At 62.3% G+C, this 23,562-nt stretch carries 22 protein-coding genes and 1 pseudogene; 12 read left to right on the top strand and 11 right to left on the bottom strand.

All coding sequences use genetic code 11. The annotated features are described in order from the left end of the window. Positions 1 to 5 precede the first annotated feature (5 nt). The 4 genes and pseudogenes from ON753_RS01525 (at position 6) to ON753_RS01510 (ending at position 4,946) form a co-directional block, all read left to right on the top strand. On the top strand, positions 6 to 1,529 hold the full coding sequence (locus ON753_RS01525) for a tripartite tricarboxylate transporter permease (protein WP_265960788.1): 1,524 nt from the start codon (positions 6 to 8) through the stop codon (positions 1,527 to 1,529). Between the two features lie 5 nt (positions 1,530 to 1,534). Then, complete coding sequence (locus ON753_RS01520) at positions 1,535 to 3,022, top strand: aldehyde dehydrogenase (protein ID WP_265960787.1); 1,488 nt, start codon at positions 1,535 to 1,537, stop codon at positions 3,020 to 3,022. Between the two features lie 26 nt (positions 3,023 to 3,048). Then, the gene (locus ON753_RS01515; protein WP_265960786.1) at positions 3,049 to 4,296 is read left to right on the top strand and encodes a Tm-1-like ATP-binding domain-containing protein; all 1,248 of its coding nucleotides are present in this window, start codon (positions 3,049 to 3,051) and stop codon (positions 4,294 to 4,296) included. Beyond that, positions 4,289 to 4,946: pseudogene (locus tag ON753_RS01510) on the top strand (HAD family hydrolase). The gene ON753_RS01515 and the pseudogene ON753_RS01510 overlap by 8 nt, the downstream one beginning before the upstream one ends. Positions 4,947 to 4,985: 39 nt before the next feature. Here the strand turns inward: ON753_RS01510 and ON753_RS01505 are convergent. Next, a complete protein-coding gene (locus ON753_RS01505; RefSeq protein WP_265960785.1) occupies positions 4,986 to 5,708 on the bottom strand; it encodes a GntR family transcriptional regulator in 723 nt (240 codons plus the stop codon). Between the two features lie 201 nt (positions 5,709 to 5,909). Between ON753_RS01505 and ON753_RS01500 the strand changes: the two genes are divergently transcribed. The 6 genes from ON753_RS01500 to ON753_RS01475 all read left to right on the top strand — a co-directional run bounded on the left by ON753_RS01500 (position 5,910) and on the right by ON753_RS01475 (position 11,235). Beyond that, positions 5,910 to 7,097, top strand: coding sequence for an ABC transporter substrate-binding protein (locus tag ON753_RS01500; protein WP_265960784.1), 1,188 nt, complete (start codon positions 5,910 to 5,912; stop codon positions 7,095 to 7,097). An 88-nt stretch (positions 7,098 to 7,185) separates the two neighbouring features. After that, on the top strand, positions 7,186 to 8,055 hold the full coding sequence (locus ON753_RS01495) for a branched-chain amino acid ABC transporter permease (protein ID WP_265960783.1): 870 nt from the start codon (positions 7,186 to 7,188) through the stop codon (positions 8,053 to 8,055). Positions 8,056 to 8,059: 4 nt separating this feature from the next. Continuing rightward, positions 8,060 to 9,043 carry a branched-chain amino acid ABC transporter permease gene (locus ON753_RS01490; protein WP_265960782.1) on the top strand — a complete coding sequence of 328 codons (984 nt, stop codon included), beginning with the start codon at positions 8,060 to 8,062 and terminating at the stop codon, positions 9,041 to 9,043. Continuing rightward, on the top strand, positions 9,040 to 9,822 hold the full coding sequence (locus ON753_RS01485) for an ABC transporter ATP-binding protein (protein WP_265960781.1): 783 nt from the start codon (positions 9,040 to 9,042) through the stop codon (positions 9,820 to 9,822). Before ON753_RS01490 ends, ON753_RS01485 begins: the two co-directional genes overlap by 4 nt. Positions 9,823 to 9,825: 3 nt before the next feature. Then, on the top strand, positions 9,826 to 10,548 hold the full coding sequence (locus ON753_RS01480) for an ABC transporter ATP-binding protein (RefSeq protein WP_265960780.1): 723 nt from the start codon (positions 9,826 to 9,828) through the stop codon (positions 10,546 to 10,548). A gap of 3 nt (positions 10,549 to 10,551) precedes the next feature. Then, positions 10,552 to 11,235, top strand: coding sequence for an aspartate/glutamate racemase family protein (locus ON753_RS01475; RefSeq protein ID WP_265960779.1), 684 nt, complete (start codon positions 10,552 to 10,554; stop codon positions 11,233 to 11,235). 26 nt (positions 11,236 to 11,261) lie between these two features. On the opposite strand, the gene ON753_RS01470 is transcribed toward ON753_RS01475, so the two are convergent. From ON753_RS01470 to dctP, 9 genes are all read right to left on the bottom strand, one after another. Beyond that, positions 11,262 to 11,957 (bottom strand): GntR family transcriptional regulator, encoded by a 696-nt coding sequence (locus ON753_RS01470; protein WP_265960778.1) that lies wholly within the window; start codon positions 11,955 to 11,957, stop codon positions 11,262 to 11,264. Positions 11,958 to 12,024: 67 nt separating this feature from the next. Continuing rightward, on the bottom strand, positions 12,025 to 13,308 hold the full coding sequence (locus tag ON753_RS01465; protein WP_265960777.1) for a TRAP transporter large permease: 1,284 nt from the start codon (positions 13,306 to 13,308) through the stop codon (positions 12,025 to 12,027). A 6-nt stretch (positions 13,309 to 13,314) separates the two neighbouring features. Next, a complete protein-coding gene (locus ON753_RS01460; RefSeq protein ID WP_265960776.1) occupies positions 13,315 to 13,764 on the bottom strand; it encodes a TRAP transporter small permease in 450 nt (149 codons plus the stop codon). Between the two features lie 41 nt (positions 13,765 to 13,805). Further along, positions 13,806 to 14,783 (bottom strand): C4-dicarboxylate TRAP transporter substrate-binding protein, encoded by a 978-nt coding sequence (locus tag ON753_RS01455; RefSeq protein ID WP_265960775.1) that lies wholly within the window; start codon positions 14,781 to 14,783, stop codon positions 13,806 to 13,808. Positions 14,784 to 14,916: 133 nt separating this feature from the next. Continuing rightward, complete coding sequence (locus tag ON753_RS01450; RefSeq protein WP_265960774.1) at positions 14,917 to 15,642, bottom strand: ribonuclease activity regulator RraA; 726 nt, start codon at positions 15,640 to 15,642, stop codon at positions 14,917 to 14,919. Between the two features lie 7 nt (positions 15,643 to 15,649). Then, positions 15,650 to 17,383: an L-arabinonate dehydratase gene (gene araD / locus ON753_RS01445; protein ID WP_265960773.1), complete on the bottom strand. Its 1,734-nt coding sequence runs from the start codon at positions 17,381 to 17,383 to the stop codon at positions 15,650 to 15,652. Between the two features lie 4 nt (positions 17,384 to 17,387). Then, positions 17,388 to 17,555 (bottom strand): hypothetical protein, encoded by a 168-nt coding sequence (locus ON753_RS01440; protein WP_265960772.1) that lies wholly within the window; start codon positions 17,553 to 17,555, stop codon positions 17,388 to 17,390. Between the two features lie 10 nt (positions 17,556 to 17,565). Then, positions 17,566 to 19,392: a TRAP transporter large permease subunit gene (locus ON753_RS01435; protein WP_265960771.1), complete on the bottom strand. Its 1,827-nt coding sequence runs from the start codon at positions 19,390 to 19,392 to the stop codon at positions 17,566 to 17,568. Between the two features lie 224 nt (positions 19,393 to 19,616). Further along, positions 19,617 to 20,642 carry a TRAP transporter substrate-binding protein DctP gene (gene dctP, locus ON753_RS01430; RefSeq protein ID WP_265960770.1) on the bottom strand — a complete coding sequence of 342 codons (1,026 nt, stop codon included), beginning with the start codon at positions 20,640 to 20,642 and terminating at the stop codon, positions 19,617 to 19,619. 135 nt (positions 20,643 to 20,777) lie between these two features. Between dctP and ON753_RS01425 the strand changes: the two genes are divergently transcribed. Then, on the top strand, positions 20,778 to 21,503 hold the full coding sequence (locus tag ON753_RS01425; RefSeq protein ID WP_265960769.1) for a GntR family transcriptional regulator: 726 nt from the start codon (positions 20,778 to 20,780) through the stop codon (positions 21,501 to 21,503). Between the two features lie 145 nt (positions 21,504 to 21,648). Here ON753_RS01425 and ON753_RS01420 read toward each other — a convergent pair whose 3' ends face one another. Further along, complete coding sequence (locus tag ON753_RS01420; RefSeq protein ID WP_265960768.1) at positions 21,649 to 22,335, bottom strand: FMN-dependent NADH-azoreductase; 687 nt, start codon at positions 22,333 to 22,335, stop codon at positions 21,649 to 21,651. Positions 22,336 to 22,562: 227 nt separating this feature from the next. On the opposite strand from ON753_RS01420, the gene ON753_RS01415 reads away from it, so the two are divergent. Further along, complete coding sequence (locus ON753_RS01415) at positions 22,563 to 23,531, top strand: LysR family transcriptional regulator (RefSeq protein ID WP_265960767.1); 969 nt, start codon at positions 22,563 to 22,565, stop codon at positions 23,529 to 23,531. Positions 23,532 to 23,562: the final 31 nt, after the last annotated feature.

Here is a 23,562-nt window from a genome sequence, read left to right as displayed (position 1 = left end):
GACCGATGGACACTCTACTTTCAGGACTGTTTCTGCTTGCCCGTCTCGATGTCTGCGTCGCTCTGCTGATCGGCTCCGTGGGAGGCGTCATCATCGGCGCCATTCCGGGGGTGGGGCCGGCGGTCGCCATCGCCATCCTGCTGCCGGCCACCTTCGCCATGGAACCCCTGGTCGGCTTGACGATGCTGCTCGGCATCTACGGGTCCTCCATGTTCGGGGGCGCCCTGCCGGCGATCCTCATCAACACACCGGGCACCGCCGTCAATGCGCTGACGACCTATGACGGGCATCCGATGACCCGGAACGGCCAGGCCTTGCGGGCTCTCGGGCTGGCCTACGGGGCCTCCTTCATGGGCGGCATCATCTCCATCGTCGCGCTGATCCTGCTGTCGCCGGTTCTGGCAAAGATCGCGCCGATGTTCGGCAGCCGGGAGATCTTCCTTGCCGCCATGCTGGGCATCCTGCTGGTCGTCATCGCCCATCGCGGCCAGACCTTCGCGGCCGGCATGCTCGCGGGGCTCGGAATTTTCCTCGGCACCATCGGCCTTGAGCCGGTGAAATACACCCAGCGGTTCACCTTCGGTCAGGAGTGGCTGACCTCCGGCATCGACCTGATCGTCGTGGTGCTCGGCCTATTTGCGATCAGCCAGGCCTTCATCCTGCTGAACGACCCGGAATCCGCCCCCGACGCCCGGCGTATCGAAGGCCGGATGTTCAAGGCCATGTGCGAGGTTTTCCGCTTCAAGCGTATCGCCTCCGCCGGCGCCGGCTTCGGCGTGCTGATGGGCATGATACCGGGCGTCGGCGAGTTCACGGCCCAGTTCCTGTCCTACACCTATGCGCAGAAGACCTCCAAGACCCCGGAGATGTTCGGAAAAGGCTCGCCGGAGGGCCTGGTCGCCTCTGAAGCCGCCAACAATGCCGTTCCCGCCGCGGCCATGATCCCGCTTCTGGCTCTCGGCATTCCCGGCGAGGCATTGACCGCAATGATGCTGTCGGTGTTCTACGTGCACAATGTCATACCCGGGCCTGGCCTCTTTCAGAACAAGCTCGACTTTGTCTATGCGCTCTATATCGCGATGATCCTGCTGAACGTGATCGTCGTGGTGTTCGTGCTGTTCTCGTCCAACCTGTTGGTGCGGATCATCCGCATCCCGACGCGCTTCCTCGGTATCATGGTGCTGACCCTGAGTTTCGTCGGCGTCTATTCGCTCCGCAATTCGGCGACGGACTGCGCCATTTCCGCCGGTTTCGGCATCCTTGGCCTGATCCTCAAGCGACAGAACCTGCCGATCGTGCCGATCATCCTGGGCATGGTCCTCGGCGGCATCATGGAGGTGAAACTCCGCTCCGCCATGGCGCGTGTGACAACGCCGCTCGATTTCGTCGACCGGCCGATCTCGGCCCTGATCGCCACGGCGATTGTCCTGCTGATCGTCTTCCACTTCTGGGGCGTGTGGAAAGAGCGCCGCCTGAAAGAGCCGGAATTCTCCCACGATCACGATGTTCACGATTCACAGATGAGGTGACCGCCATGTTCGATCCAGTCCGCGTCGAGGCGCTTCGCCGCGCACCGGTTGCGCCCGGCAGCCATGTCATCGACGGCGAGCGCCGTCAGGCATCCGGCGGCGGCGCGATGGATGTGATTTCCCCCATCGACGGCAGCATCCTGACGACCATCCCCAGGGGCACGAGAGAAGATGCCGAAATCGCGATCGGGGCCGCGCGGCGGGCGTTCGACGACGGCCGCTGGTCGGAGCTCGCACCGGCGGAGCGAAAGAAGATCCTCCTGAAATGGGCCGAGCTGATCGATGCCAACGCGCTGGAGCTTGCCGTTCTGGGAGTGCGCGACAACGGCACCGAGATCGGCATGGCGCTCAAGGCCGAGCCGGGCTCCGCGGCGGCCACGATCCGCTTCTACGCCGAGGCCGTCGACAAGATCGGCGGCGAGATCGCACCGACGGGGCCGGGCAACCTGGGTCTCGTCCACCGGGAGCCGGCGGGCGTCGTCGGCGCGATCGTTCCCTGGAATTTCCCGCTGATGATCGGCGCCTGGAAACTCGGGCCGGCTCTCGCCGCCGGCTGTACGGTCGTCCTGAAGCCCGCCGAAACGGCATCTCTCACGCTCATCCGGATCGCGGAACTGGCACTCGAGGCCGGGCTGCCGGCCGGGGTTCTCAACGTGGTGACCGGGGAAGGCGCGGTTGTCGGGGAGGCCATAGCGCGGTCGATGGATGTCGACGTGCTGGTTTTCACCGGTTCGGCCGCGACCGGACGGCGGCTGCTGGAAGCATCGGCGCAATCGAACCTGAAGCGCGTCTATCTGGAGCTTGGCGGCAAGTCCCCCAATATCGTCTTTGCGGACACGCCGAACCTGGACGAGGCCGTCAAGGTGTCCGCAAATGGCATCTTCCGCAATTCCGGGCAGGTCTGCGTCGCCGGGTCCCGGCTGCTGGTGGAACGCTGTCTGCATGATGCCTTTGTCGAAAAGCTTGCCGAACACGCGCAAGACCTGAGGGTCGGCGATCCACTCGATCCGGCAACGGCCGCCGGCGCGGTCAACTCGCAGCGCCAGTTGGAACAGAACCTCGCCTTTGTCGAGGAGGCCCGCGCCCGGGGGCGCAGGATCGTCACCGGCGGCGATCGCATCCTTCAGGAAACGGGCGGCTACTACATGGCCCCGACCATCGTCACCGGGGTCGGCCCCGACGACCGTCTCGCCCGTGAAGAAGTCTTCGGCCCGGTGCTCGCCGTGCTGCCCTTCGACACGGAGGACGAGGCGGTCGCGATTGCAAACGGCACCGATTACGGGCTCGCCGCGGCCGTATGGACGGCGGATCTTTCGCGCGCCCACCGCATGGTGCGGCGGATCAGAGCCGGGGTCGTCCATGTCAATACCTATGGCGGGGCCGACCTGACCGTGCCGCTCGGGGGCGTGAAACAGTCGGGGAACGGCCACGACAAATCGCTGCATGCTTTTGAAAAATACCTCAACCTCAAGACGGCGTGGATCAAGCTGTGATGTCTGCGGGAGGAGAGCAGGGGAACATGTCTGACCGGACCATTCTGGTGGTGGGAACGTATGATACCAAGGACGATGAGCTGAATTACATCTGCAACGTCATAAGAAGTCAGGGCGGCGGCGTGCTCACCATGGATGTGAGCGTCCTCGGCGATCCGACGAAACCGACCGACATTTCCAAACACGACGTCGCCGCGGAAGGCGGACACACCATTCGCGAGGCCATCGACGGCGAGGACGAGAATCTTGCCATGCAGATCATGGCAAAGGGAGCGGCCGGCATGGCGGCACGTCTTCACCGCGAAGGCCGGTTCGACGGGGTGCTCGTCCTCGGCGGCACGATGGGAACCGATCTTGCGCTCGATGTCTGTTCGGCGCTGCCCCTGGGCGTGCCGAAATACATCGTCTCGACGGTTGCCTTCTCGCCTCTCATTCCGCCGGAGCGCCTTCCCGCGGATATCCAGATGATCCTGTGGGCGGGCGGCCTCTATGGCCTCAATTCCGTCTGCAAAGCCTCGCTCAGTCAGGCTGCCGGAGCGGTGCTCGGCGCCGCGCGGGCCGTGGAGAAACCGCAGCTCGGCCGGCCGCTCATCGGGATGACGTCCTTCGGCAAGACAGTCCTGCGCTACATGGTTGCCCTCAAACCGGCGCTCGAAGCGCGCGGCTACGAAGTCGCGGTCTTCCATGCGACCGGCATGGGTGGACGGGCATTCGAAAGCCTCGCGGCGGAGCGCGCCTTTGCCGCCGTCATGGATTTCGCGCCCCAGGAAGTCGGCAACCATCTGATGGGATCGGCAATCAGCGCCGGAGCGGACCGGATGACCAATGCCGGCCGGGCAGGCGTGCCCCAGATCGTCGCGCCGGGCTGCTACGACCTGGTGGATTTCGTCGGCTGGCAGGATCCGCCGCCCAGGGTTGCGGGTCAGGAGGTCCATGCCCACAACCGCCTGCTTTCCTCCGTCATGATGACCCCTGACCAGCGGCGCGGGATGGCTCGGGAAATGTGCGGCAAGCTCGCCCTGGCAACCGCTCCGGTCACGCTGCTCCTGCCGACGAAGGGCTGCAACGAGTGGGACCGGGAGGGCGGGCCGCTCAGAAGCGCGGAAGGGCTCGCGGCATTTGTCGAGGAAATCAGGGCATCCTGTCCGTCCAATGTCAGCCTCGTGGAAATCGACTGCCATATCAACGACGCCGCCTTTGCGGAGGCCGCGCTCAAGATCCTGGACGACTGGATTTCGTCCGGCAGCGTGAGGCCCGGAGTGATCCATGCATGACGCATTGATCCTCGATTTCGGCGGTGTGATATCGCGAACGCTCTTTGAAACCCATGACCTTTCGGAAAAAGCGCTCGGCCTTGCCCCCGGAACGCTGACCTGGCGCGGCCCCTTCAATCCGGCCAGTGATGCGCCCTGGCGCGCAATGCAGGCGGGCGACATGAGCGAGCGCGACTATTGGGCGCTGAGAATGCGCGAAACCGGCGAACTTGTCGGCGAGGCCTGGACGCAATTTCCGCAGTTCGTCGGCCGTGTCCGCGGCGCCGACCCGGCCGCGGTGATCCGGCCCGAAGCGCTCGAGGCCATTGAACACGTCAAGACCGCCGGCAGGAAACTTGCGATCCTGTCAAATGAGCTCGACCTGTTCTACGGTTCGGATTTCCGGGAAAAGCTTCCGTTTCTCCAAAGCTTCGACGCCATCGTGGACGCGACCTACACAGGAATTCTCAAACCAGATCCGAGAGCCTATTCAGGCGTCGCCGAAGCGCTGAACCTTGCTCCTCAATCGTGCGTCTTCGTCGACGATCAGATGAAGAATATCCGGGGCGCCGAGCGAGATCGAGATGACGACGGTGCATTTCGACGTGACGGCGCCGGGCGAAAGCTATGCTCTCGCACTTCGTCTGATGGGCCTGGACGGCTGCAACTAAGGCGCGAACGGAGCCGTTTTCTTCGGACTGCCCGCCCGCTCAGCCGCCGCCCAGTATCCGCGCTATGTCGGTGTCCGGGCGGCGGCTCCGGTCAAGTTCGAGCCCGTTTTCGATATGTTCGAGATGATGCCTGATCCTCTGTGCGGCGAGGTCGGCGTTGCCGTCGACGATGGCCGCGACGATCTGGCAGTGTTCGTCTTCGGGGCAGGTTATCTTGCGGTTCGTTCCGAACAACCCGACGATCAGCGATGTCCGTGTCACAAGTTCGCGCACGACGCGGGCCAGGAGCGTATTGCCGTTGGCCTTTGCCAGTTGCACATGGAATTCACCGGAGAGCCGGATGATGTCGGTGCGGGCCTGGCGCTGCCGCGCCTCGTCTTCCAATGTGATATGCCTGCTGAGCACGTCCACGGCCGGCGGCGAGATTTCGCTGGCCAGCTTTCGAACGATGCCGGTCTCGACCAGCAGCCTGGCCTCAAACACCTCGCGGGCATCGTCGGCGCTCGGGCAGGACACGTAAGCCCCCTTGTTGGACTGAAGATCCACGATGCCCTGGCTCCCCAGAAGCAGAAGGGCGCGGCGGACGCGCATGCGCCCGACACCGAAGGTTTCGCACAGAGCCGCTTCGCTCAATTTCGTGCGAGGCGCCAGGCGCCGCTCCATCACAGCCGAATAAATCCGGTCGACGATCAACTGCTCTTCCGGGTGTATCTTGGCAATGGCTGCGGCACGTTCGGTGAATGGCTCGGTCGATGGGGGCATGGTTTCTATCTTAAATTGTTGCGGCGCTATTCCTAATATTTGCACAAATTGTATGCAAGGCAAGAATTCTTTGTTGACAAGAATTGTTAACAATAGCTGGATACATCTGCGGCGAACAAATCTCGCCGGACCGCACCAGAGGGCGATGCCGCCGATACGGCATCGAAAACAACCAAGCGGACATCAACTCGGGAGTTACTCATGAAACGCAGAACCCTAATTAAGGCCTCGGTGGCACTTGCTGTTGCCACCAGCCTGCAGGCCGGCTCGGCCTGGGCAGAAAACCCGGTTCTCAAGATCGGGTTCGTAGGCGTGACGTCAGGTCCGGCCGCGGCCTGGGGAATTTCCAACCAGCGCTCGATGGAGGCCCGCGCGGCCTGGCTCAACGAATTGGGCGGCTATGAAATCGGCGGAACCACCTACGACATCGAGATTGTTTCCTTCGACGACCAGAAGGATCCCAAGCGCGCGATCGCGGGCATGGAGAAGATGGCGCAGGAAAACATCCACTACGTTGTAGGCCCGAACGTCGATGACGGCGCTGCGGCCGTGCGCCCCGTCGCCGAGGAAAAAGGGATCATCTATTTCCCCTATGCCTTCCCGAAGGAGCTTTACACTCCCCCGGCCTCGAACGCAGTTCTGGGCATGGTGGCGAACTATCAGTCGGGACCGGCGATTTACGAGTATCTTCGTGACGAGAAGGGCGTGAAGACCGTGGCCTTTGTCGCGGCGAATGAATCCGACCCGTTGAGCCAGCGCGATGGCGGCGTCGAAGCGGCAAAGGAACTCGGGCTTGAGGTCGTTTCGTCGAACGTGACCTATCAGGTCGACACGACCGACTTCACGCCGGTGATCACCCCGGTGATCCGCACTCAGCCTGACCTGCTGGTGCTGTCGGGCGTATCGCCCGCGCATGCGCCGCAGCTTATCCGGTCCGCCCGCGAGCTGGGCTTCGAGGGCATCATCTCGACCGAGACCGCGCAGGACGCGACTGTCCTGCAGGAAGGCGCCGGCGATCTGGCGAACGGCTTCATTTCGGTCGGCGGCGCTTCAACTCCGGAAATCGCTTCCGATGCGATGAAAGAGTTCGTGCAGCGCTACACCGACATGTTCGGCGAGTACAATGACGAGTCGAACACCAAGGTCTATGCGCTGGAATATATCCTCGAGACGCTCAAGGCGAACCCCGCCGCGATCGACGATGTCGAGGAATTCAAGAAGACCATGGATACGTTCGAGGCACCGAATCCCTTCATGGAGGGCGATGCCAAACTGCGCTACGTGGGCACGACATCCTTCGGCCAGAAGCGTCAGGTGGCGGTGCCGCTGGTCGTGAACGTCTTCCAGGACGGCGAGTTCGAAACACTCTTTGTCGCCGAAGTCGACTGAGTTTCCCGCTTCGAACGGCGAGAGCACTGAACAGTGTTTGTCTCGGGCCAGCTGACGGCCCGAGATAGCCTCAAACTCTGGGACAGCCATGGAACAGATCATCGCAAACGGCATCTATCTGGGGGCGCAATACGCGATGATCGCCCTTGGACTGACGCTGATCTTCGCGCTCATGAATGTGCTGAACTTTGCCCACGGGCAGATGTACGTGCTGGGCGGCTTCGTCACCTACACAATCTACGGGCAACTGGGATTGCCCTACGTGGTGGCGCTCCTGGCGTCATGCGTCACGCTCGCGGTTCTTGGCGCACTGATCGAGAAATTCCTCTTCGGACCGGTGATCAGGCGATCGTCTCGCGAGGAGAGCACCATGCTGCTGGCGGCCGGTCTCGCGTTCCTCCTGGACGCGGTGATCCTGCTGCTCTTCGGAGAAAAGCAGCGCGGGGTGCCGAAAATCGTCGATGGCGTGCTGAACTGGGACTTCCGGATCATCATGCCCTATGACCGCATTCTGATCTGCCTCCTGGCGATCCTTTCAATCGTCGCCTTCATCTCGTTCATGCAATTCACCAAGACCGGGCGTGCTCTGCGCGCGCTTGCGCAGGATCGCGTGGCTGCCCAGCTGATGGGCGTGAATGTCGAACGGTATTCGATGATCGGCTTCGCGCTTGGCGCCATGCTGGCCGGACTGGTCGGCGGGCTCCTGGTCACCATCACCGGGATCAACCTCGGGATGGGAGGGCCGACCTCGATAAAGGCCTTCATGATGGTGATGATCGGAGGTGCCGGCGTGATTTCCGGCGCCATCGCGGGCGGTATCATTCTCGGTTTCATGGAGGCGATCGGTCTCGCCGTCCTGTCGCAATACGGCGACATCACCTATCTGCTGATCTTTGTGTCACTGATGATTTTCCTCGCCATCCGCCCGCAGGGGCTGATGGGCAAACCCTGGGGCTGAACCGATGACGCAATCACTGAAAATGCTGATCAACGCCGTGATTTTCCTGGTGGTGCTCTTCGTCGCGGTTCCAGTGCTGATCGCCGCCTCGGGCCGCACCGATTTCTACTTCACCCTGACGTCCGTGGCGCTGCTCTCCATCGCCAGCGCGGGCGTATGGCTGATGTTCTACATCGGGCGGATCAACATCGGGCAGGGCGCCTTCGCTCTGATCGGGGCCTATGTCTCGGCAATCCTCGTCACCAAGGCCGGCATGTCGTTCTGGCTGACGCTGCCGCTTGCGGGCCTGTTCGCCGCCCTCGTCGGGGTTCTGATCGGGGTGCCGATCCTGCGGCTCAAGGGGGTCTATTTCGCCATGATCAGTCTGGTCTTGACCCAGGTCGTGTCGCTGACCGCGCTTGCCCTGCCGATCACCAACGGCGCCAAGGGGATCACCTCGATACCGCTTCCGGACGAGCTGTCGGTACTCGGCGTAACCCTGATCCCCGATTTCGCCACCCTGGAGAACTCGCGCCTCGCGTTCTACTACACGGCATGTATCCTGATGGTGCTGACTTTCGCCGCCATGTACCGGCTCGTGAACTCGCGGCTCGGCCACATCTGCCGGTCGATGCAGCAGAACGAAGAACTGGCCGCGTCCATCGGCATCAACATCGCCTATGTCCGCGTGATCGTCTTCGCGATCTCCTCCTTCTTCGGAGGCATCGGCGGGGCGATGTTCGGCTCCATTGCGCAATCGGTCTATCCGTCGACCTTCGTTGTCACCGACAGCGTGAATTTCATGCTCAACTGCTTCCTCGGCGGACTTGGTTACGTCTTCGGGCCGATGCTGGGAACCCTGGTACTCTATTTCGGCTGGGACCTGATGTTCGAACTCGGCCGATTCCAGCTGCTTGTCTATTCCAGCGTGCTCATCATGCTGATGCTGGTGCTGCCGAACGGGCTCTTGAGCCTGAAGCTGCCGCGCTTTGCAGGAGCAGGCAAATGAGCGCGCTGCTGGAGGTTCGCCACCTGACCAAGAAATTCGGTGGCCTGACGGCAAACCGCGACATCTCGTTCAGCGTCAAGGAACACGAGATCCTGTCCGTGATCGGACCGAACGGGGCCGGCAAGTCGACGCTGTTCAAGATGATCTCCTCGTTCCTGCCCACCACATCGGGCGAAGTGCTCTACAGGGGCGAGCGGATCTCGAACCTGAAACCCCATATCGTCGCGCGCAAGGGCGTGGTCCGCACCTTTCAGGAAACCACGATCTTCAAGTCGATGACTGTGCGCGAAAGCATTATCGTCGCCCAGCACCTCAGGTCGAGAGCCTCGCTTGCCGGCTATTTCTGGCGTTCGAAAACCGCCCAGGAGGATATCGAGAGCTTTGGCCGGTATGCCGACGACCTGCTCGAATTCCTGGGAATGTCCGCGCTTGCCGGCGAACTTGCCTCGAATCTGCCCCAGGGCAGCCTGCGGGCGCTCGGCATTGCCATCGGGCTGGCGACCGACCCCAAGGTCCTGCTGCTCGACGAACCCTTCGCGGGCATGAATCACGACGAGACCATGCGCATGGTGGCACTCGTGCGCAAGGTCCGCGACGACCGGGGCGTCACGGTGCTTCTGGTCGAACACGACATGGCGGCGGTGATGTCGATTTCCGATCGGATTGTCGTGCTGAATTTCGGTGAGATGATCGCGGAAGGCACCCCTCAGGAAATCCAGTCGGATGACAAGGTCATCGAGGCCTACCTCGGCAGCGCCGACGACGAGATCGGAATGTAACCCATGAGCAAGATGCTGGAATTTCACGATGTCGAGCTCTACTACGACCACGTCTACGCGTTGCGCGGCGTTTCGATCGACCTTGACCAGGGCGAAACGGTCGCCCTGATCGGCGCAAACGGGGCGGGCAAGACATCGATCCTGCGGGCGATCACCGGGCTCGCCCGCCCGCGGACCGGTTCGATTCGTTTCGAGGGCGAAGAGATCGCAGGCGCGAACCCCGCCGACGTCGTCGCCCGCGGCATCGCCATGGTGCCCGAAGGGCGAAGGGTCTTTCCTTATATGAGCGTGAAGGACAACCTGCTGATGGGAGCGTTCACGCGCTCGGACAAGAAAGACATCCAGCAAACGCTCGACCGCGTGCTCGAACGCTTCCCGCGGCTGAAGGAACGCTACAGCCAGACGGCGGGCACGCTTTCGGGAGGAGAGCAGCAGATGATGGTGATCGGCCGGGCGCTGATGGCAAAGCCGCGCCTGCTTCTGCTCGACGAACCCTCGCTCGGGATCGCGCCCAAACTGGTGCAGGACATTGCCCGTTCGATCGTTTCGATCAACCGCGAAGAAGGCGTGTCGGTGCTTCTCGTCGAGCAGAACTCGCGCATGGCGCTTTCCATCTCGAACCGCGCCTATGCGCTGACCACCGGCAACGTGGTGATCGAAGGCAATTCGAAGGAATTGATGACCGATCCGCGCATCAAGGCCGCCTATCTGGGCGGCGAGGTCTGAGCCATGCGGATACTCGTCGTCAATCCGAACTCGACCGGTTCCATGACCGCCAAGATTGCCGCGGCCGCGCGTCGCGTGGCCCGGCCGGATACCCAGATCGTCGCCACCAACCCGGCCGACTCCCCGCCCAGCATCCAGGGCTTTCTGGATGCAGCCCTTTGCGTGCCCGGTCTCCTCGACGAGGTGCGCCGGGCCCGGGATTATGACGCCGTCGTCGTTGCGTGTTTCGACGATACCGGTGTCGATGCGCTCCGCTGTGTGGTGGATGTCCCGGTGATCGGGATCGGCGAGGCTGCCTATCACGCCGCCGCGATGGTGAGCACGAAGTTCAGCGTCGTGACGACGCTTTCGAGGTCGGTCGCGGGGCTCGAGGCCAATCTGCTGCGCTACGGCCTGGACCGAAGATGCGGCCGGGTGCGGGCCAGTGACGTTCCGGTACTGAAACTGGAGGAAGGCGACGAAACCACCATCGACAGGATACGCAGGGAAATCGAGGCGGCCATAACCGAAGACGGCGCAGAAGCCATCGTGCTTGGTTGCGCCGGCATGACCGACCTGATGTCGCGCCTCTCGGAGGAATTTCAGGTGCCTGTGATAGATGGCGTCACCTGCGGCGTGACGATGGCCGAGGCGCTCGTTGCGAGCGGGCTCAAGACGTCCAAGAAGCGGACCTATTCGCTGGCCTGAGTTGCGACCCGCGCAGGATACGGGCTTTATTGCCTGGCAAAATACGCGGGATGCGCATCCCTGATGGCATTCGCCGAAGCAAGGGTGCCGGTGAGGTGATGGCGCACGCTCTGCTCGGCGGCGGCCAGGTCACTGTTGGAAATGGCGCTCAGGATTTTCTCGTGCGAGGCGAGAACCTGGCTCATCTTGCCGGGATCGGGCAAATTGAGCATGCGCAGCCGGTCGATATGTCCTGACCGTCCGGCGATCAGATGCCACAAGGACGGCACCCCCGCCGCCTCGAACAGGGACAGATGGAAGAGACGGTCCAGGGCCGTGAATTCGGCGATATCCTGATCCTCACCGGCCATCTTCTGCATTCTCAGAATCCGCGAGGTCGGAAGCAGCAATTCGGCACTGCTCGTGCTGGCGAGCGTTCTTGCGACTTCCAGTTCCACTCCGAGCCGAAGAAACTGCGTATCGCGCGCATGCTCGATGTCGATCTTGGAGACCACGGTCTTGGACTGCGGGAAGGAAATCACCAGGCCTTCCTTCTCCAGTTCCTGGATGGCTTCACGCACCGGCGACTGGCTGACCTCATGCTCCCTGGCGAGGTCCGCGCGCGAAAGGACCGTGTCCGGCGGCAGGTCCAGGGAGATGATGAGGCCCCTCAACTTTGCATAGACCCGTCCGGCTGCCGAACCATGGTGAATAGGTCCGGTGCCGTCGGCTGACGTCCTCACCAAGACTTCCGATAGGGAACGGACATTCATGGGCGTGATCGACCTCGTGGAGCTGAATACCAAGCGTTTACATCAGACGGCCTGGAAGAAAAAGCGAAAGCGCCGGTATGGCGATCAGGATCGCCAGAAAAACCAGCAACCCGACGAAATAGGGAATCGAAGCCTTGGCAAACGCGCCGGTCTTGACGTTCAGAATGCCGCAGACCGTGAACATGATGACGCCGACCGGCGGTGTCAGACCGCCGATATTGATGAGCGTGACCATCAGGATCCCCATGTGGATCGGGTCGTAACCGGCGTGCACCAGCACGGGCAGGACGATGGGTGTCACCAGAAGGATATTGGCGGCACCTTCCAGAAACATGCCGCTGACCAGCAAGAGCAGCAACACTAGGACCAGTATGAACAGAGGATCTTCGGTCAGGGACGTGACGAGAGAGGCGACCTGCTGCGGCCCCCGTTCGATGGTAACCGCGTAACCGAGAACCGCGGCCATCATGATCAGCAGCATGACCATGCCCAGGTCGGTCACCGAACCCTTGACGGCATCGTACAGCTTTGCCGGCGTCAACTCGCGATAGACGAAGAAGCCGACGAACAAGGCGTAAAAGACGAGAAAGGCGCCAGCCTCCGTCGCCGTGAAGATCCCGAAACGGAATCCCACGATGAGTATGACAGGAAAGGCGAGGGCCCAGATGCTCTCCTTGAAGCTGGACCACAGCTGCCGGGATGTCGGCAGCTCTGCGAGATCCGGCAGATAGCCATTCCGCGTGGCCACAATCCAGCTGACCAGCATCAGCGTTAGCGTCAGCAGGATGCCCGGGACGACCCCGGCAAGAAACAGACGGCCGATGGAGACCTCGTTTATGAAACCGAACAGGATCAGCCCGATGCTGGGCGGAATGGTCGCCGTTATGATCGAACCGAAGGCCAGAACGGCGGCGGCAGCCGATTTGGAATAGCCGCCCTTGGCGATCATCGACGGCCCGAGCAGGCGGGCCTCCATGGAGGCGTCCGCAACGGCCGACCCCGAGATGCCGCCCATCATCAGGCTGAGAACGATGGAGACCTGGCCCAGTCCGCCGGCGAGCCAGCCGGTGAGGAGACGGGCGAAACGAATGAGGCGCTCGGTAATACCGGTGGCGTTCATCAGATTGCCGGCAAAGATGAAAAACGGCACGGCAAGCAGCGGAAAGCTCTGCGTGGCCGTCACCATCTTCTGGATCGCAACCGTCGGAGGCATGGTGCCGGTGACGACGAAAACGGGGATGGACGCCAGGATCAGCGCGAAGGCGACCGGCAGCCCGAGCAACAGAAAGAGCGCGAACAGAACCGCGATGAGCAGCAGCATTTGGCGTCAGCCTTTCCTGCGAAGGCTCGTGACGAGTCTCACCAGCAGTGTCCGGATCATCAGCGCGAAACCCAGAACCATGCTGGCGTGAAAGTAGGAGCCGGGGATCTGCAAGGCGCCGTCCAGCCGCGGATGCATGAGAACCATGTTCTTCCAGGCGAACTGGATCAGATAGAGCAACAACCCGATCACAACGATGAGGTTGAGCGTTTCGATGGCCCTGCGCCCGACCAGCGGGACGTTGTCGAGCAGGAGGCTGATGCCGAAATGCCGCTCGTCCTGCAGCGCCAGGTCGATGGCGAAGATGCACAGCCAAAGGAACAGCAGCTGTGCGACTTCGATTGACCAGATGATCGGTGAGCCGGCTGCCCGCGCGAGCGATGCCACGCCCACCAGAAGCACCACAGCCGCAAGAAGAAGGGCGGCACAGGAAAATTCGACGCGTCTCAACATCATGAATCTCGCCTTGCTTGCCTGCGCCGGCCCGAGGGTCGGGATTAGCGTCCGAGAACCTTGTTGACGATGGCAGCTTCCTCTTCGAGGTCAAGCAACCCGTAGACGCCCGACACCGCTTCCTTGAAAGGCGCCAGATCAACATCCGACACGGTCACGCCCGCCGCTTCCACGTCAGCCAGAGATTTTTCGCCCAGATCGATGGTCAGTTGCGAGGCATGGCGGCCATTCTCGACGGCGAGATCGCGCACGATCTTCTGGTTTTCCTCGGAGATCTCGTCCCACGCGCTGGCCGAGACCACGAGGGCGGTCACCAGCTGGATATGACCGGTTTTCGTGACGTGCTTGATCACTTCAAAGAGTTTGGCGCCGGTAATCGCCGTCGGCTGCGCTTCGGCGGCGTCGATGTTGCCCATCTGGAGCGCCGAATACACCTCGCCCCATGCGATCGGAGTCGGCTCGGCGCCCATGGCGCGAATGGTTTCAATCCAGATCGGCGCGCCGATCGTGCGCATGCGCACGCCATTGAGATCGGCTGGCGTCGAGATCGGCTTCTGGGTCAGGACATGGCGCGGGCCCTGGTACCAGTTGGAGGCAAGCATCACCAGGCCCGACTCTTCCTTCAACTGGTCGCCCCATTCCAGATATTCCTCGGAAAGCGCGAATTTGTCGGCCTGTTCATATGTGTCGAAGAGGAAAGGCGCCGACATGATGGCCAGCGAGGGGACAAAGCTCGACAGGCGGGCCACGTCTGTCACCGTGCCGACATTGGCACCGGCGCGCGCCTGATCGATCATTTCGGTCGTGTCGCCGAGTTGCGAGTTATGGAAGACCTGAACCACCACTTCGCCATTGGTCGCCTCCTCGACCTCCGCCTTGAACTTTTCGAGGCCCTGTCCCATCGGATCGTTGGGTGCCAGCACCGTCCCTATGCGCAGCGTGGTTTCCGCGAATGCAGGCGCGGCCATGCCCAGTGTCAGCACGGCGGCGCATAGCCCAATCATCTTGACTGTCGTCTTCATATGATCCTCCCAGATCCGAAGATTGCGATCTCCAAACTAAAATATTAATTGCACTAGTATAGTAATTACTCCGCCTTTTGCGAGTCAAACGTTTTGATTCAGGGACGAGGCGTGCCGGAATTCGGCAATATCCCTAGCGGCCGGTCTTCTTGCGCCAGTCCTCGAACTTCTTCTGGTTCTCCTCCTTCGTGCAGGGATAGAGGCCGATGATCGGGGCACCGGCTTTCACTTCCTCGAGCACGAAATCCTCGAAGCTCTCCATGCCGGCACAGACTTCCGCGATCTCGTCGGCCAGATGAGCGGGGATCACCATCACGCCGTCACGGTCGCCGACCATGACATCGCCTGGAAAGACGGGTGCGTCGCCGCAGGCGATCGGCACGTTGATGTCGAGCGCCTCGTGCAGGGTCAGGTTCGTCGGCGCGGACGGCTTGGCGAAATAGGCCGGCATGTCGAGCGCGCCGATGCCTTCTGCATCGCGGAAACCGCCATCCGACACGACGCCCGCCGCGCCGCGCAGCGCCAGGCGCGTGATCAGGATGGAGCCTGCCGTCGCCGCGCGGGCGTCCTTGCGGGCATCCATGACAAGCACATGGCCGGGCGGGCAGGTCTCGATGGCGACCCGCTGGGGATGGTCGGCATTGCGGAAGACCTCGAGCGGATTGCGGTCCTCGCGCGCGGGAATGTAACGGAGCGTGAAGGCCTGGCCGACCATGTTTTCGGCTTTGGGCGACACCGGCACCACGCCCTGAATGAACTGATTACGCAGACCGCGCTTGTAGAGCTGGGTCGCGATCGAGGCCGTGGAGATCCGCTTGAGCCTGGCCCGTGTCTCGTCGGAAAGAATGTAGTCGCTCATCATGTCCTCAATAAATATCGGGTTCGCCCGCGGTGCGGCCGAAGTCTGATTGCAGGAAATCGAAATCACAGCCCTTGTCGGCCTGCGTGACATGGCGCTGGAACAGGTAGCCATAGCCGCGCTCGTAGCGCGGCTTGGGCGCTACCCATGCCGCCCTGCGCCGCTCGATCTCGTCGGCATCCACCAGCATGTCGAGCGTGCGGTTCGGCAGATCGAGACGTACGGTGTCGCCGGTCCTCAAAAGCGCCAGTGGACCGCCGACATAGCTTTCAGGCGCGACGTGCAGGACGCAGGCACCGTAGGACGTCCCCGACATGCGCGCATCCGATATGCGCAGCATGTCCCGGTGGCCCTTTCGTATCAGTGCCCTGGGGATCGGCAGCATGCCCCATTCTGGAAAGCCGGGACCGCCCTGGGGACCGGCGTTGCGCAAGACCAGCACGTGGTCCGGGCTCACGTCGAGATCCTCGTCGTCGATCGCGGCCTTCATTTCCGGATAGCTGTCGAAGACCAGCGCCGGACCTTGATGCACCTGAAACTTCGGATCGCAGGCCGCCGGCTTGATGATCGCGCCGTCCGGGCAGAGATTGCCGCGCAGGACCGCAAGCGATCCTTCGTGGTAGACCGGGTTGGAGAGCGGCCGGATGACATCGTCGTTAAAGACCTGCGCGCCCTCGATATTCTCGCCCACGGATTTCCCCGTCACGGTCATGGCGGACAGATCGAGCCGGTCATCGATCCGTGCCATCAGCGCCCTCAGGCCGCCGGCGTAATAGAAATCCTCCATCAGATACTCATTGCCGGCCGGTCGGACGTTGGCGATCAATGGCGTCGTCCGCCCCAACGCGTCGAGATCGTCGAGACCGAGAGCGACGCCGGCGCGGCGCGCCATGGCGATCAGGTGCACGACGGCATTGGTGGAGCAGCCGGTCGCCATCGCGACGACGGCGGCGTTGCGGCAGGCCGGCGCCGTCAGGATCCGGTCGGGCGTCAGGTCCTCCCACACCATGTCGACGATCCGCCGGCCGCAATCGGTGCCCATGCGCTTGTGGCCCGAATCCACAGCCGGGATGGACGACGCCCCCGGCAGGGACAGTCCGAGCGCCTCGGCGATCGCCGTCATGGTGGAGGCAGTGCCCATCGTCATGCAGGTGCCGGCCGAGCGCGCGATGCCCGCCTGGATGCCGTTCCACTCCTCGTCGGAGATGTTGCCGGCGCGCCGCTCGTCCCAGTATTTCCACGCGTCCGAGCCGGAGCCGAGGGTCTTGCCGGCGTAATTGCCGCGCAGCATCGGCCCGGCCGGGAGGTAAATCATCGGCACGCCGGCCGAGATTGCGCCCATGACCAGGCCGGGGGTCGTCTTGTCACAGCCGCCCATCAGCACGACCCCGTCGAGCGGATGGGAGCGGATCATCTCCTCCGTCTCCATGGCGAGCATGTTGCGATAGAGCATCGACGTCGGCTTGGTGAAACTCTCATCGACCGACAGTGCCGGCATCTCGACGGGAAGGCCGCCGGCCTGGGTCACACCACGTTTTACGTCCTGGACCCGCTCGGGGAAATGCGAATGGCAGGTATTGAGTTCGGACCATGTGCTGAGGACGCCGATGACGGGCCGATCGCGGAAATCCTCCTCGGCGTAGCCGAGCTGCATCATACGTGAGCGGTGGCCGAAGCTGCGAAGATCGTCGGGTGCGTACCAGCGCGCGGAGCGCAGATCCTTCGCTTCTTTTCTTTTCATTGACTTACCCTGTGAATGCAAAAACGAGCCAGGTGACCAGAATGGTGAAGGCGAGACCGGCCGCTTCCGGCCAGTTGCCGAAGTGATGCCGATCGCGCTCCTCCTCCTGCTCGAATTCGCTCGCCGGAAGAGCTTCGTCCTGATGAGTGAGATTGTCTCGGTCGCTTTCCATCGAATTCTCCTCAGTCAAGCATCGAGGGCAGCCAGAGCGCGAGCTCCGGAAAGAACAGCACCAGGAACAGCCCGATCGCCTGCAACCCGATGAACGGGAGAACGGCCCTGAATATTTCCTGCAGTTCTACGCCTTTCGGGGCAACGGATTTCAGGAAGAAGCAGGCCGGACCGAACGGCGGTGACAGGTAGTAGATCTGGATGTTCATCGCAAAGAGAACGCCGAACCAGATCGGGTCGAAGCCCAGATCGACGACGACCGGCGCAAAGATCGGCACCGTGATGAAGATGATCGCGATCCACTCCAGGAAGGTACCGAGCACCATGACGATCAGCATCATCACCACAATGACCCAGATCGGAGCGATGTCCAGCGCGGTCAGCAGGCCGCGAAGGAACTCCCCGCCGCCGATCCGGTTATATATGCCGATCAGGGAGACGGCGCCGAGCACCAGCCAGATGATCGAGCCGACCGTCAGCACGGTCTGCCGCATCGCGTCCCGCGCCATCGTCCAGGTCAACTCCTTGCGCATGCCGGCAACGACGATCGCGCCAACAGCGCCGAGGGCGGCCGCCTCCGTAACGGTGGCAACGCCGCTATAGATGACACCGAGGACGCCGGCAATCAGGGCACCGGGCAGGATCACCCCTTTCAGGAACTTCAGGCGTTTGAAGAAAGGCAGCCCGGTCTCCGGAATGTCGTAAATCGGCGCAAGTGCAGGATTCATGCGAACACGGATCAGGATGTAAGTGATGAAAAGCGAGGCGAGCAGCAGGCCCGGCACGGCCGATGCCGCGAAGAGCTTGGTGATCGAGACCTGGGCGGCGAGCCCGTAGATGATCAGGACGACGGACGGCGGGATCAGCGTGGCAAGCGCGCCCGCGGCACAGATAATCCCGATCGAGAGCTTGCGATCGTAGCCCAGTCGCAGCATCTGCGGCAGCGCGATCAGACCGAGCATCACGATCTCGCCGCCCATGATTCCGGACATGGCGGCAAGGACGACGGCGACCACGCAGGTCTGCACGGCAACCGAGCCGCGGAACCGGCCTCCCATGATGGCCATGGAATCGAACAGGGACCGCGCGATGCCGGACCTCTCCAGCACATTCGCCATGAAGACGAAGAACGGGACGGCGATCAGCTCGTATTTGTGCAGCACCTCGCCGACATTGGCGGCGACGACGAAGAAGCCGGCGCGTTCGCCGAAATACAGGATGGCGGTGGCAAGCGAGACCGTGAGTGTCGTGATCCCGAGCGGAACACCGAGCGCCATCAGGGCCAGAAGCGATACGACGATCAGCAGGGTGATCAGCTCAATGCCCATCGGCAGACGCTCCTCGGTGTTGTGCACCCAGCGGATCACGTTCGCCGCGAGTTGGAAGAGATAGAGAATGCAGCCGACCACGAGCAGGACTTTCAGATAGGTAGGCTGGATGGAATTGAGGGCAGTGCCGGATGTCTCCATTCGCTGGAGCGCCTTGATTGCCGGATCCCACAGGGCGAGCGTCAGGATGAAGATGGCTCCCACTGCGATCAGCATCTGGATCAAGCGCAGCAAACGCCAGACTTTCGGGCTGACAAGCATCTGGATCATCGTGATCGAGATATGGCGGTTACGCTCGACGACGTATCCGACGGACAGCACCCAGGCGCTCGCGCACAGCGTCATGGCCAGTTCGGTCGACCAGACGGTCGGGCTGTCGAACCCGTAGCGCATCACCACCTCGAAGGCCGAGACGGCGATGCAGGCGAAAAGCAGCATGGAACAGCCCTGGCCGATAAAGACGCTGATGCCATCCATCACATTGGCGTAGCGGGCAAGGAAGCGGTTCATGGAAACCCTCCAACGAAAATGAAACAGGAGCCGACCGCTAGACGCGGGCGGCCTCGGTACGGAATGATGAAATTGAACGCACTGGCCGATCTGGCGGACGCAAGACGGCTGCGAGCGGCAGCGTCAAATCCCCTGGCCGATGCACCGGCATCGACCTGCGGATCTTTCCTCGCCGCTTCCTGCCGTCTTGACGCCGGTGCGTTCAATCCTGACGGGGCCGCACCCTAGTTCTTGAAGAGACCGATCTCGGTCATGTACTTGATGTTGGCTTCGAGCGCTTCCTGGGCAAGTTCCGACTTCTGGGCAAAGACCTCCCACTGCGAGCGGGCGACTTCGCGGAGCTGATCGCGATCCTCCTGGGCCCAGTCGATCACCGTGACCTTTTCGCCGGCAGCATCCCTCTCGGCCAGCTCCTTGTCCTTTTTGGAAACTTCGGCGACCATGGCGTACATTGCCTCGTACCACCAGTCGCGCAGGGCCGTCCGGTCCGCTTCCGACAGCGCATCCCATTTTTCCTTGTTGATGGTGAACTGCATCGACGGCATGGAGTGGATGCCCGGGTAGAGCGGGTAGGGCGCAACATCGTGAAGGCCGGTGGCATCGTTGTTCACGTAGGCCGATGCGTCGGCCGCATCGACGATGCCCTTTTCCAGAGCGCCGAACACCTCGGAAAACGGAATGGAAACCGGCGATGCGCCGGCGGCCTGGAACACCGCGGCCGCAAGACCTTCCGGCGACCGGATCTTCTTGCCTTCAAGGTCCTCGAAAGTGCGGATCGGCACGCGCGCCGGAAGCGCTTCGCGCGAATAAGGGCCGCAAGCAACGACATGGACCTCGCCGCCGGTAATCGAATCGGCCGCCTTTTGCATAACGGCCTCGCCGCCGCCGTCCTTGCAGAAGCCGAGCATCTGTTCGGGTGTGTCATAACCGGAAATCAGATCGCCCATGATCGCGTATGCCGGCTCGAGACCGGAGAAATAGTTCACGGAGGTGAAGTCACCGTCGAGTACGCCGGCGGCAACCGCTTCAGGCGTCTCACGCGCCGGAACAACCGACCCGTTGGCGGTCAGCGTGATCGAAATCCGGCCGTCGGTCATTTCCTCGATCTTCGGCAGCCAGTTCTCCGTCAGGTACTGGGTCGAAAAGTCGCCGGAGTTGAACGAGGTCTGGATGGTGAGTGTCTCCGCGCCGGCGACGGTCGCCAGTGTCGAGATCGATGCTACGAGCACCGCGGTCGCAGTGAATTTCATGGTTTCCTCCTGTCAAAATCGAACGGATCCTCTTTCCGTATGACTAATACACTAATATATTAGTTTGGAAGTGACAAGTCCGATGTATGGTCGGCGCAGACGTTAGCGAGAGATGCGCCGCAGGGAGGCAGGGGTATGAACAGGAAAAGCAATCTGCTGGTCCATGACGATCGCGAGATCGTCGGCAGCGCGCAGCCGCCCCGCATAAAGCGGATTTCGGCCAGTCAACAGATCCATGATGCCTTGCGCGAAAGGATCGTCTCGCTCGAACTGGCCCCCGGAGAGGGTCTTGCGAGGATGGACATCGCCGAATATTACGGCGTCAGCCAGACCCCCGTCCGCGATGCGATGATGAAGCTCGAGGAGGAAGGTCTCCTCTCGATCTATCCCCAGTCCAAGACCGTGGTTTCGAAAATCGACGTCGATCAGGCGCGCGAAACGCAGTTCCTGCGCCTGTCAGTGGAAGTCGAGGTTGCACGGCGCCTCGCACGGGATGCCGGCAGGGACGGGCTGGAAACCGCGCGAAAGGTGCTCACGATGCAGAAGGAGGCGCTGGACGCCGAAGACCTCGGCCGTTTCGCCCGGCTCGACAAGCTCTTCCACCATGCGCTGTGCGAGGGGGCGGGGGTCGCCAACCTCTGGAGGCTGATCGACTCCCGGTCGGGCCACATCGACCGGTTGCGCAACCTCAACCTGCCGGATCCTGGCAAGCCGGCAAACATCATGCATTATCACGACGAAATCGTGAACGCGATCGAGGCCGGCGATGCGGCCGCGGCGGAAAAGGCGGTCCGGGAACACCTTTCGGGCACGCTTGCGGCCGTCGACCAGATCATGGCGCACCATCCCGACTTCTTCTGAACGCAGACCGTCCGTCCAAGGGCCAGTTTCATGGGTCCTTACCAGCCATTGCTGATCTCTTCCGCCGTTCGGCCGCAATCAGCATTTCGGCGACTGCGCTGACCTCCAGCGCGTCGCCGAGTGCTTGCGTCGTGAACGCGGCAGATCAGGCCGCCAGCCTTTCGATCTGCTCCTTGGCCCCGGCAACGGCCGCTGCCTTGACCTCGTCGCCGAGGGCAAGGCCCTCCGCACGGATCACCGTGACATCGGTCAGGCCGATGAAGGCGAGCACGCCGAGCAGGTAGCTTTCCTGGTGATCGAGGTTTGCCGAGGGGCTGTCGCCGGTGTAAATGCCGCCGCGGGCCGAAGCAACGAAGACCTTCTTGCCTTTCACCAGCCCCTCGGGGCCGTTCGCCCCGTACTGGAACGTGCGACCGGCGACACAGACACGGTCCACCCAGCCCTTCAGCTGCGTCGGGATGGTGAAATTGTACATCGGCGCGCCGATGACGATGATGTCGGCGGCAAACAGATCGTCGATATAGGCGGCACCGGTGGCAAGGTCCTGGCCGAGCGCGGCATCGCCGACTTCCCCGCCCTGGAAAACGGAGATGTGATCATCCGACAGATGCATGGCAGCATCGTCGACGAGATCCCTGCGTATGACATGCGCCCCGGGGTGGAGTGCCTGCTGCCGGGCCACGATTTCGGCGGTGAGCGTCCGGCTGACCGAATGGCCGCCAAGAATGCTGGAATCGATGTGCAGAATGGTCGTCACGGGTTGATCCTCCGGCCGCCCTCTCGCGGGGGCTTTATCAGTGCGGGACAGGAAGTTCCTGATTGCGTTGAACATGGTTGGTAAGTGCCATCTCCAAGCATGACGGAAAAGCCGGTATATTATGATGCTATCCATCGGATTGTCCGATATATGATCAAGAGGAAGGCCCTCGCTGGCGGAGATACCCGCTGTCCACGTTCTCTACGGGATAGATTGCCGGACCAGTGCTGTGCCCGTATAGATCGGGATGACCTGTGTTTTATTGTAATCTCTATCGGCCCGTCCGATCGTAAGGGGGAAACATGCTGGACGGTGTATCACTTGACCAGTTGCGCATGTTCGTTGCTGCGGCTGATGAAGGAAGCTTTTCCGCGGCGGCACGCCGGCTGAATCGGACGCAGTCCGCCGTCAGCGAAACCATGGCCAATCTCGAGGCCCAGCTTGCGGTCAGACTGTTCGACCGGAGCGCCAGATACCCGCAGCTGACGACAGAGGGCGGCGTCCTGCTTGCCGATGCGCGCGCGATCGTTGCGAGCGTCGACAGCATGAAGGCGCGCGCGAAGGGCATATCCGGCGGACTGGAAGCGGAGCTGGCGGCGGTGATCGACGTCTTTTTCCCGATAACGGCCATTGCCGAGGTGGCGCACGCGTTTCGCGCTCAATTTCCCGCCACGCCGTTGCGGCTTTATGTTGAAGCGCTTGGCGGCGCGGTGCAGCCCGTGTTGGATGGCCGCGCAAGCTTCGCCCTGGTCGGGTCCCTGCCGACGCTGCCCGCCGGCCTTGTGGCTGAAAGGGTCACCAGCGTCAGCTTCATCATGGTTGCCGCAGCCGACCATCCACTGACGCGTTATGGCGGCGTTATTCCTCGCGATGAGCTGGCACAACACGTTCAACTGGTGCTCACCGATCGATCGGATCTCTCGGCCGGCCGCGATTTCGGCGTCATGTCGCCCTCTACCTGGCGGCTGGGGGACCTTTTTGCCAAGCACGCCTTTCTGCTCAGCGGTCTGGGATGGGGCGGCATGCCGCTTCACACGGTCGCGGATGATATTGCCGAGGGACGGCTGGTCGAACTTCCGATCCAGGATATGCCGCCGGGTGGCCTCCAGCTGACGATTTCCGCGGTCTACCCGCTCGCCGCGCCTCCAGGACCCGCGGGCCGCTGGCTGATCGAGCGCCTCAAGCAGTGTTCAAATGACACAACCGCGCAAGAAGCGCCTGTCGACAGCGTTGAGAGAAACCGGCCCGTCCACCAGGGCAGCCACGGTTGAAGAAGCGGCGAGCGGCGCTGTCGCCGGCTCC

The sequence above is a fragment of the Roseibium salinum genome (assembly GCF_026240905.1).
GTDB lineage: Bacteria > Pseudomonadota > Alphaproteobacteria > Rhizobiales > Stappiaceae > Roseibium > Roseibium salinum.
This window is presented reverse-complemented; position numbering and strand designations above follow the sequence as displayed.

Bases quoted from the DNA above. Each gene is read 5' to 3' on its own strand.
- ON753_RS01525 (WP_265960788.1), top strand. From the start codon at position 6: ATGGACACTCTACTTTCAGGACTGTTTCTGCTTGCCCGTCTCGATGTC.
- ON753_RS01520 (WP_265960787.1), top strand. From the start codon at position 1,535: ATGTTCGATCCAGTCCGCGTCGAGGCGCTTCGCCGCGCACCGGTTGCG.
- ON753_RS01515 (WP_265960786.1), top strand. From the start codon at position 3,049: ATGTCTGACCGGACCATTCTGGTGGTGGGAACGTATGATACCAAGGAC.
- ON753_RS01505 (WP_265960785.1), bottom strand. From the start codon at position 5,708: ATGCCCCCATCGACCGAGCCATTCACCGAACGTGCCGCAGCCATTGCC.
- ON753_RS01500 (WP_265960784.1), top strand. From the start codon at position 5,910: ATGAAACGCAGAACCCTAATTAAGGCCTCGGTGGCACTTGCTGTTGCC.
- ON753_RS01495 (WP_265960783.1), top strand. From the start codon at position 7,186: ATGGAACAGATCATCGCAAACGGCATCTATCTGGGGGCGCAATACGCG.
- ON753_RS01490 (WP_265960782.1), top strand. From the start codon at position 8,060: ATGACGCAATCACTGAAAATGCTGATCAACGCCGTGATTTTCCTGGTG.
- ON753_RS01485 (WP_265960781.1), top strand. From the start codon at position 9,040: ATGAGCGCGCTGCTGGAGGTTCGCCACCTGACCAAGAAATTCGGTGGC.
- ON753_RS01480 (WP_265960780.1), top strand. From the start codon at position 9,826: ATGAGCAAGATGCTGGAATTTCACGATGTCGAGCTCTACTACGACCAC.
- ON753_RS01475 (WP_265960779.1), top strand. From the start codon at position 10,552: ATGCGGATACTCGTCGTCAATCCGAACTCGACCGGTTCCATGACCGCC.
- ON753_RS01465 (WP_265960777.1), bottom strand. From the start codon at position 13,308: ATGCTGCTGCTCATCGCGGTTCTGTTCGCGCTCTTTCTGTTGCTCGGG.
- ON753_RS01460 (WP_265960776.1), bottom strand. From the start codon at position 13,764: ATGATGTTGAGACGCGTCGAATTTTCCTGTGCCGCCCTTCTTCTTGCG.
- ON753_RS01455 (WP_265960775.1), bottom strand. From the start codon at position 14,783: ATGAAGACGACAGTCAAGATGATTGGGCTATGCGCCGCCGTGCTGACA.
- ON753_RS01450 (WP_265960774.1), bottom strand. From the start codon at position 15,642: ATGAGCGACTACATTCTTTCCGACGAGACACGGGCCAGGCTCAAGCGG.
- araD (WP_265960773.1), bottom strand. From the start codon at position 17,383: ATGAAAAGAAAAGAAGCGAAGGATCTGCGCTCCGCGCGCTGGTACGCA.
- ON753_RS01440 (WP_265960772.1), bottom strand. From the start codon at position 17,555: ATGGAAAGCGACCGAGACAATCTCACTCATCAGGACGAAGCTCTTCCG.
- ON753_RS01435 (WP_265960771.1), bottom strand. From the start codon at position 19,392: ATGAACCGCTTCCTTGCCCGCTACGCCAATGTGATGGATGGCATCAGC.
- dctP (WP_265960770.1), bottom strand. From the start codon at position 20,642: ATGAAATTCACTGCGACCGCGGTGCTCGTAGCATCGATCTCGACACTG.
- ON753_RS01425 (WP_265960769.1), top strand. From the start codon at position 20,778: ATGAACAGGAAAAGCAATCTGCTGGTCCATGACGATCGCGAGATCGTC.
- ON753_RS01420 (WP_265960768.1), bottom strand. From the start codon at position 22,335: ATGTTCAACGCAATCAGGAACTTCCTGTCCCGCACTGATAAAGCCCCC.
- ON753_RS01415 (WP_265960767.1), top strand. From the start codon at position 22,563: ATGCTGGACGGTGTATCACTTGACCAGTTGCGCATGTTCGTTGCTGCG.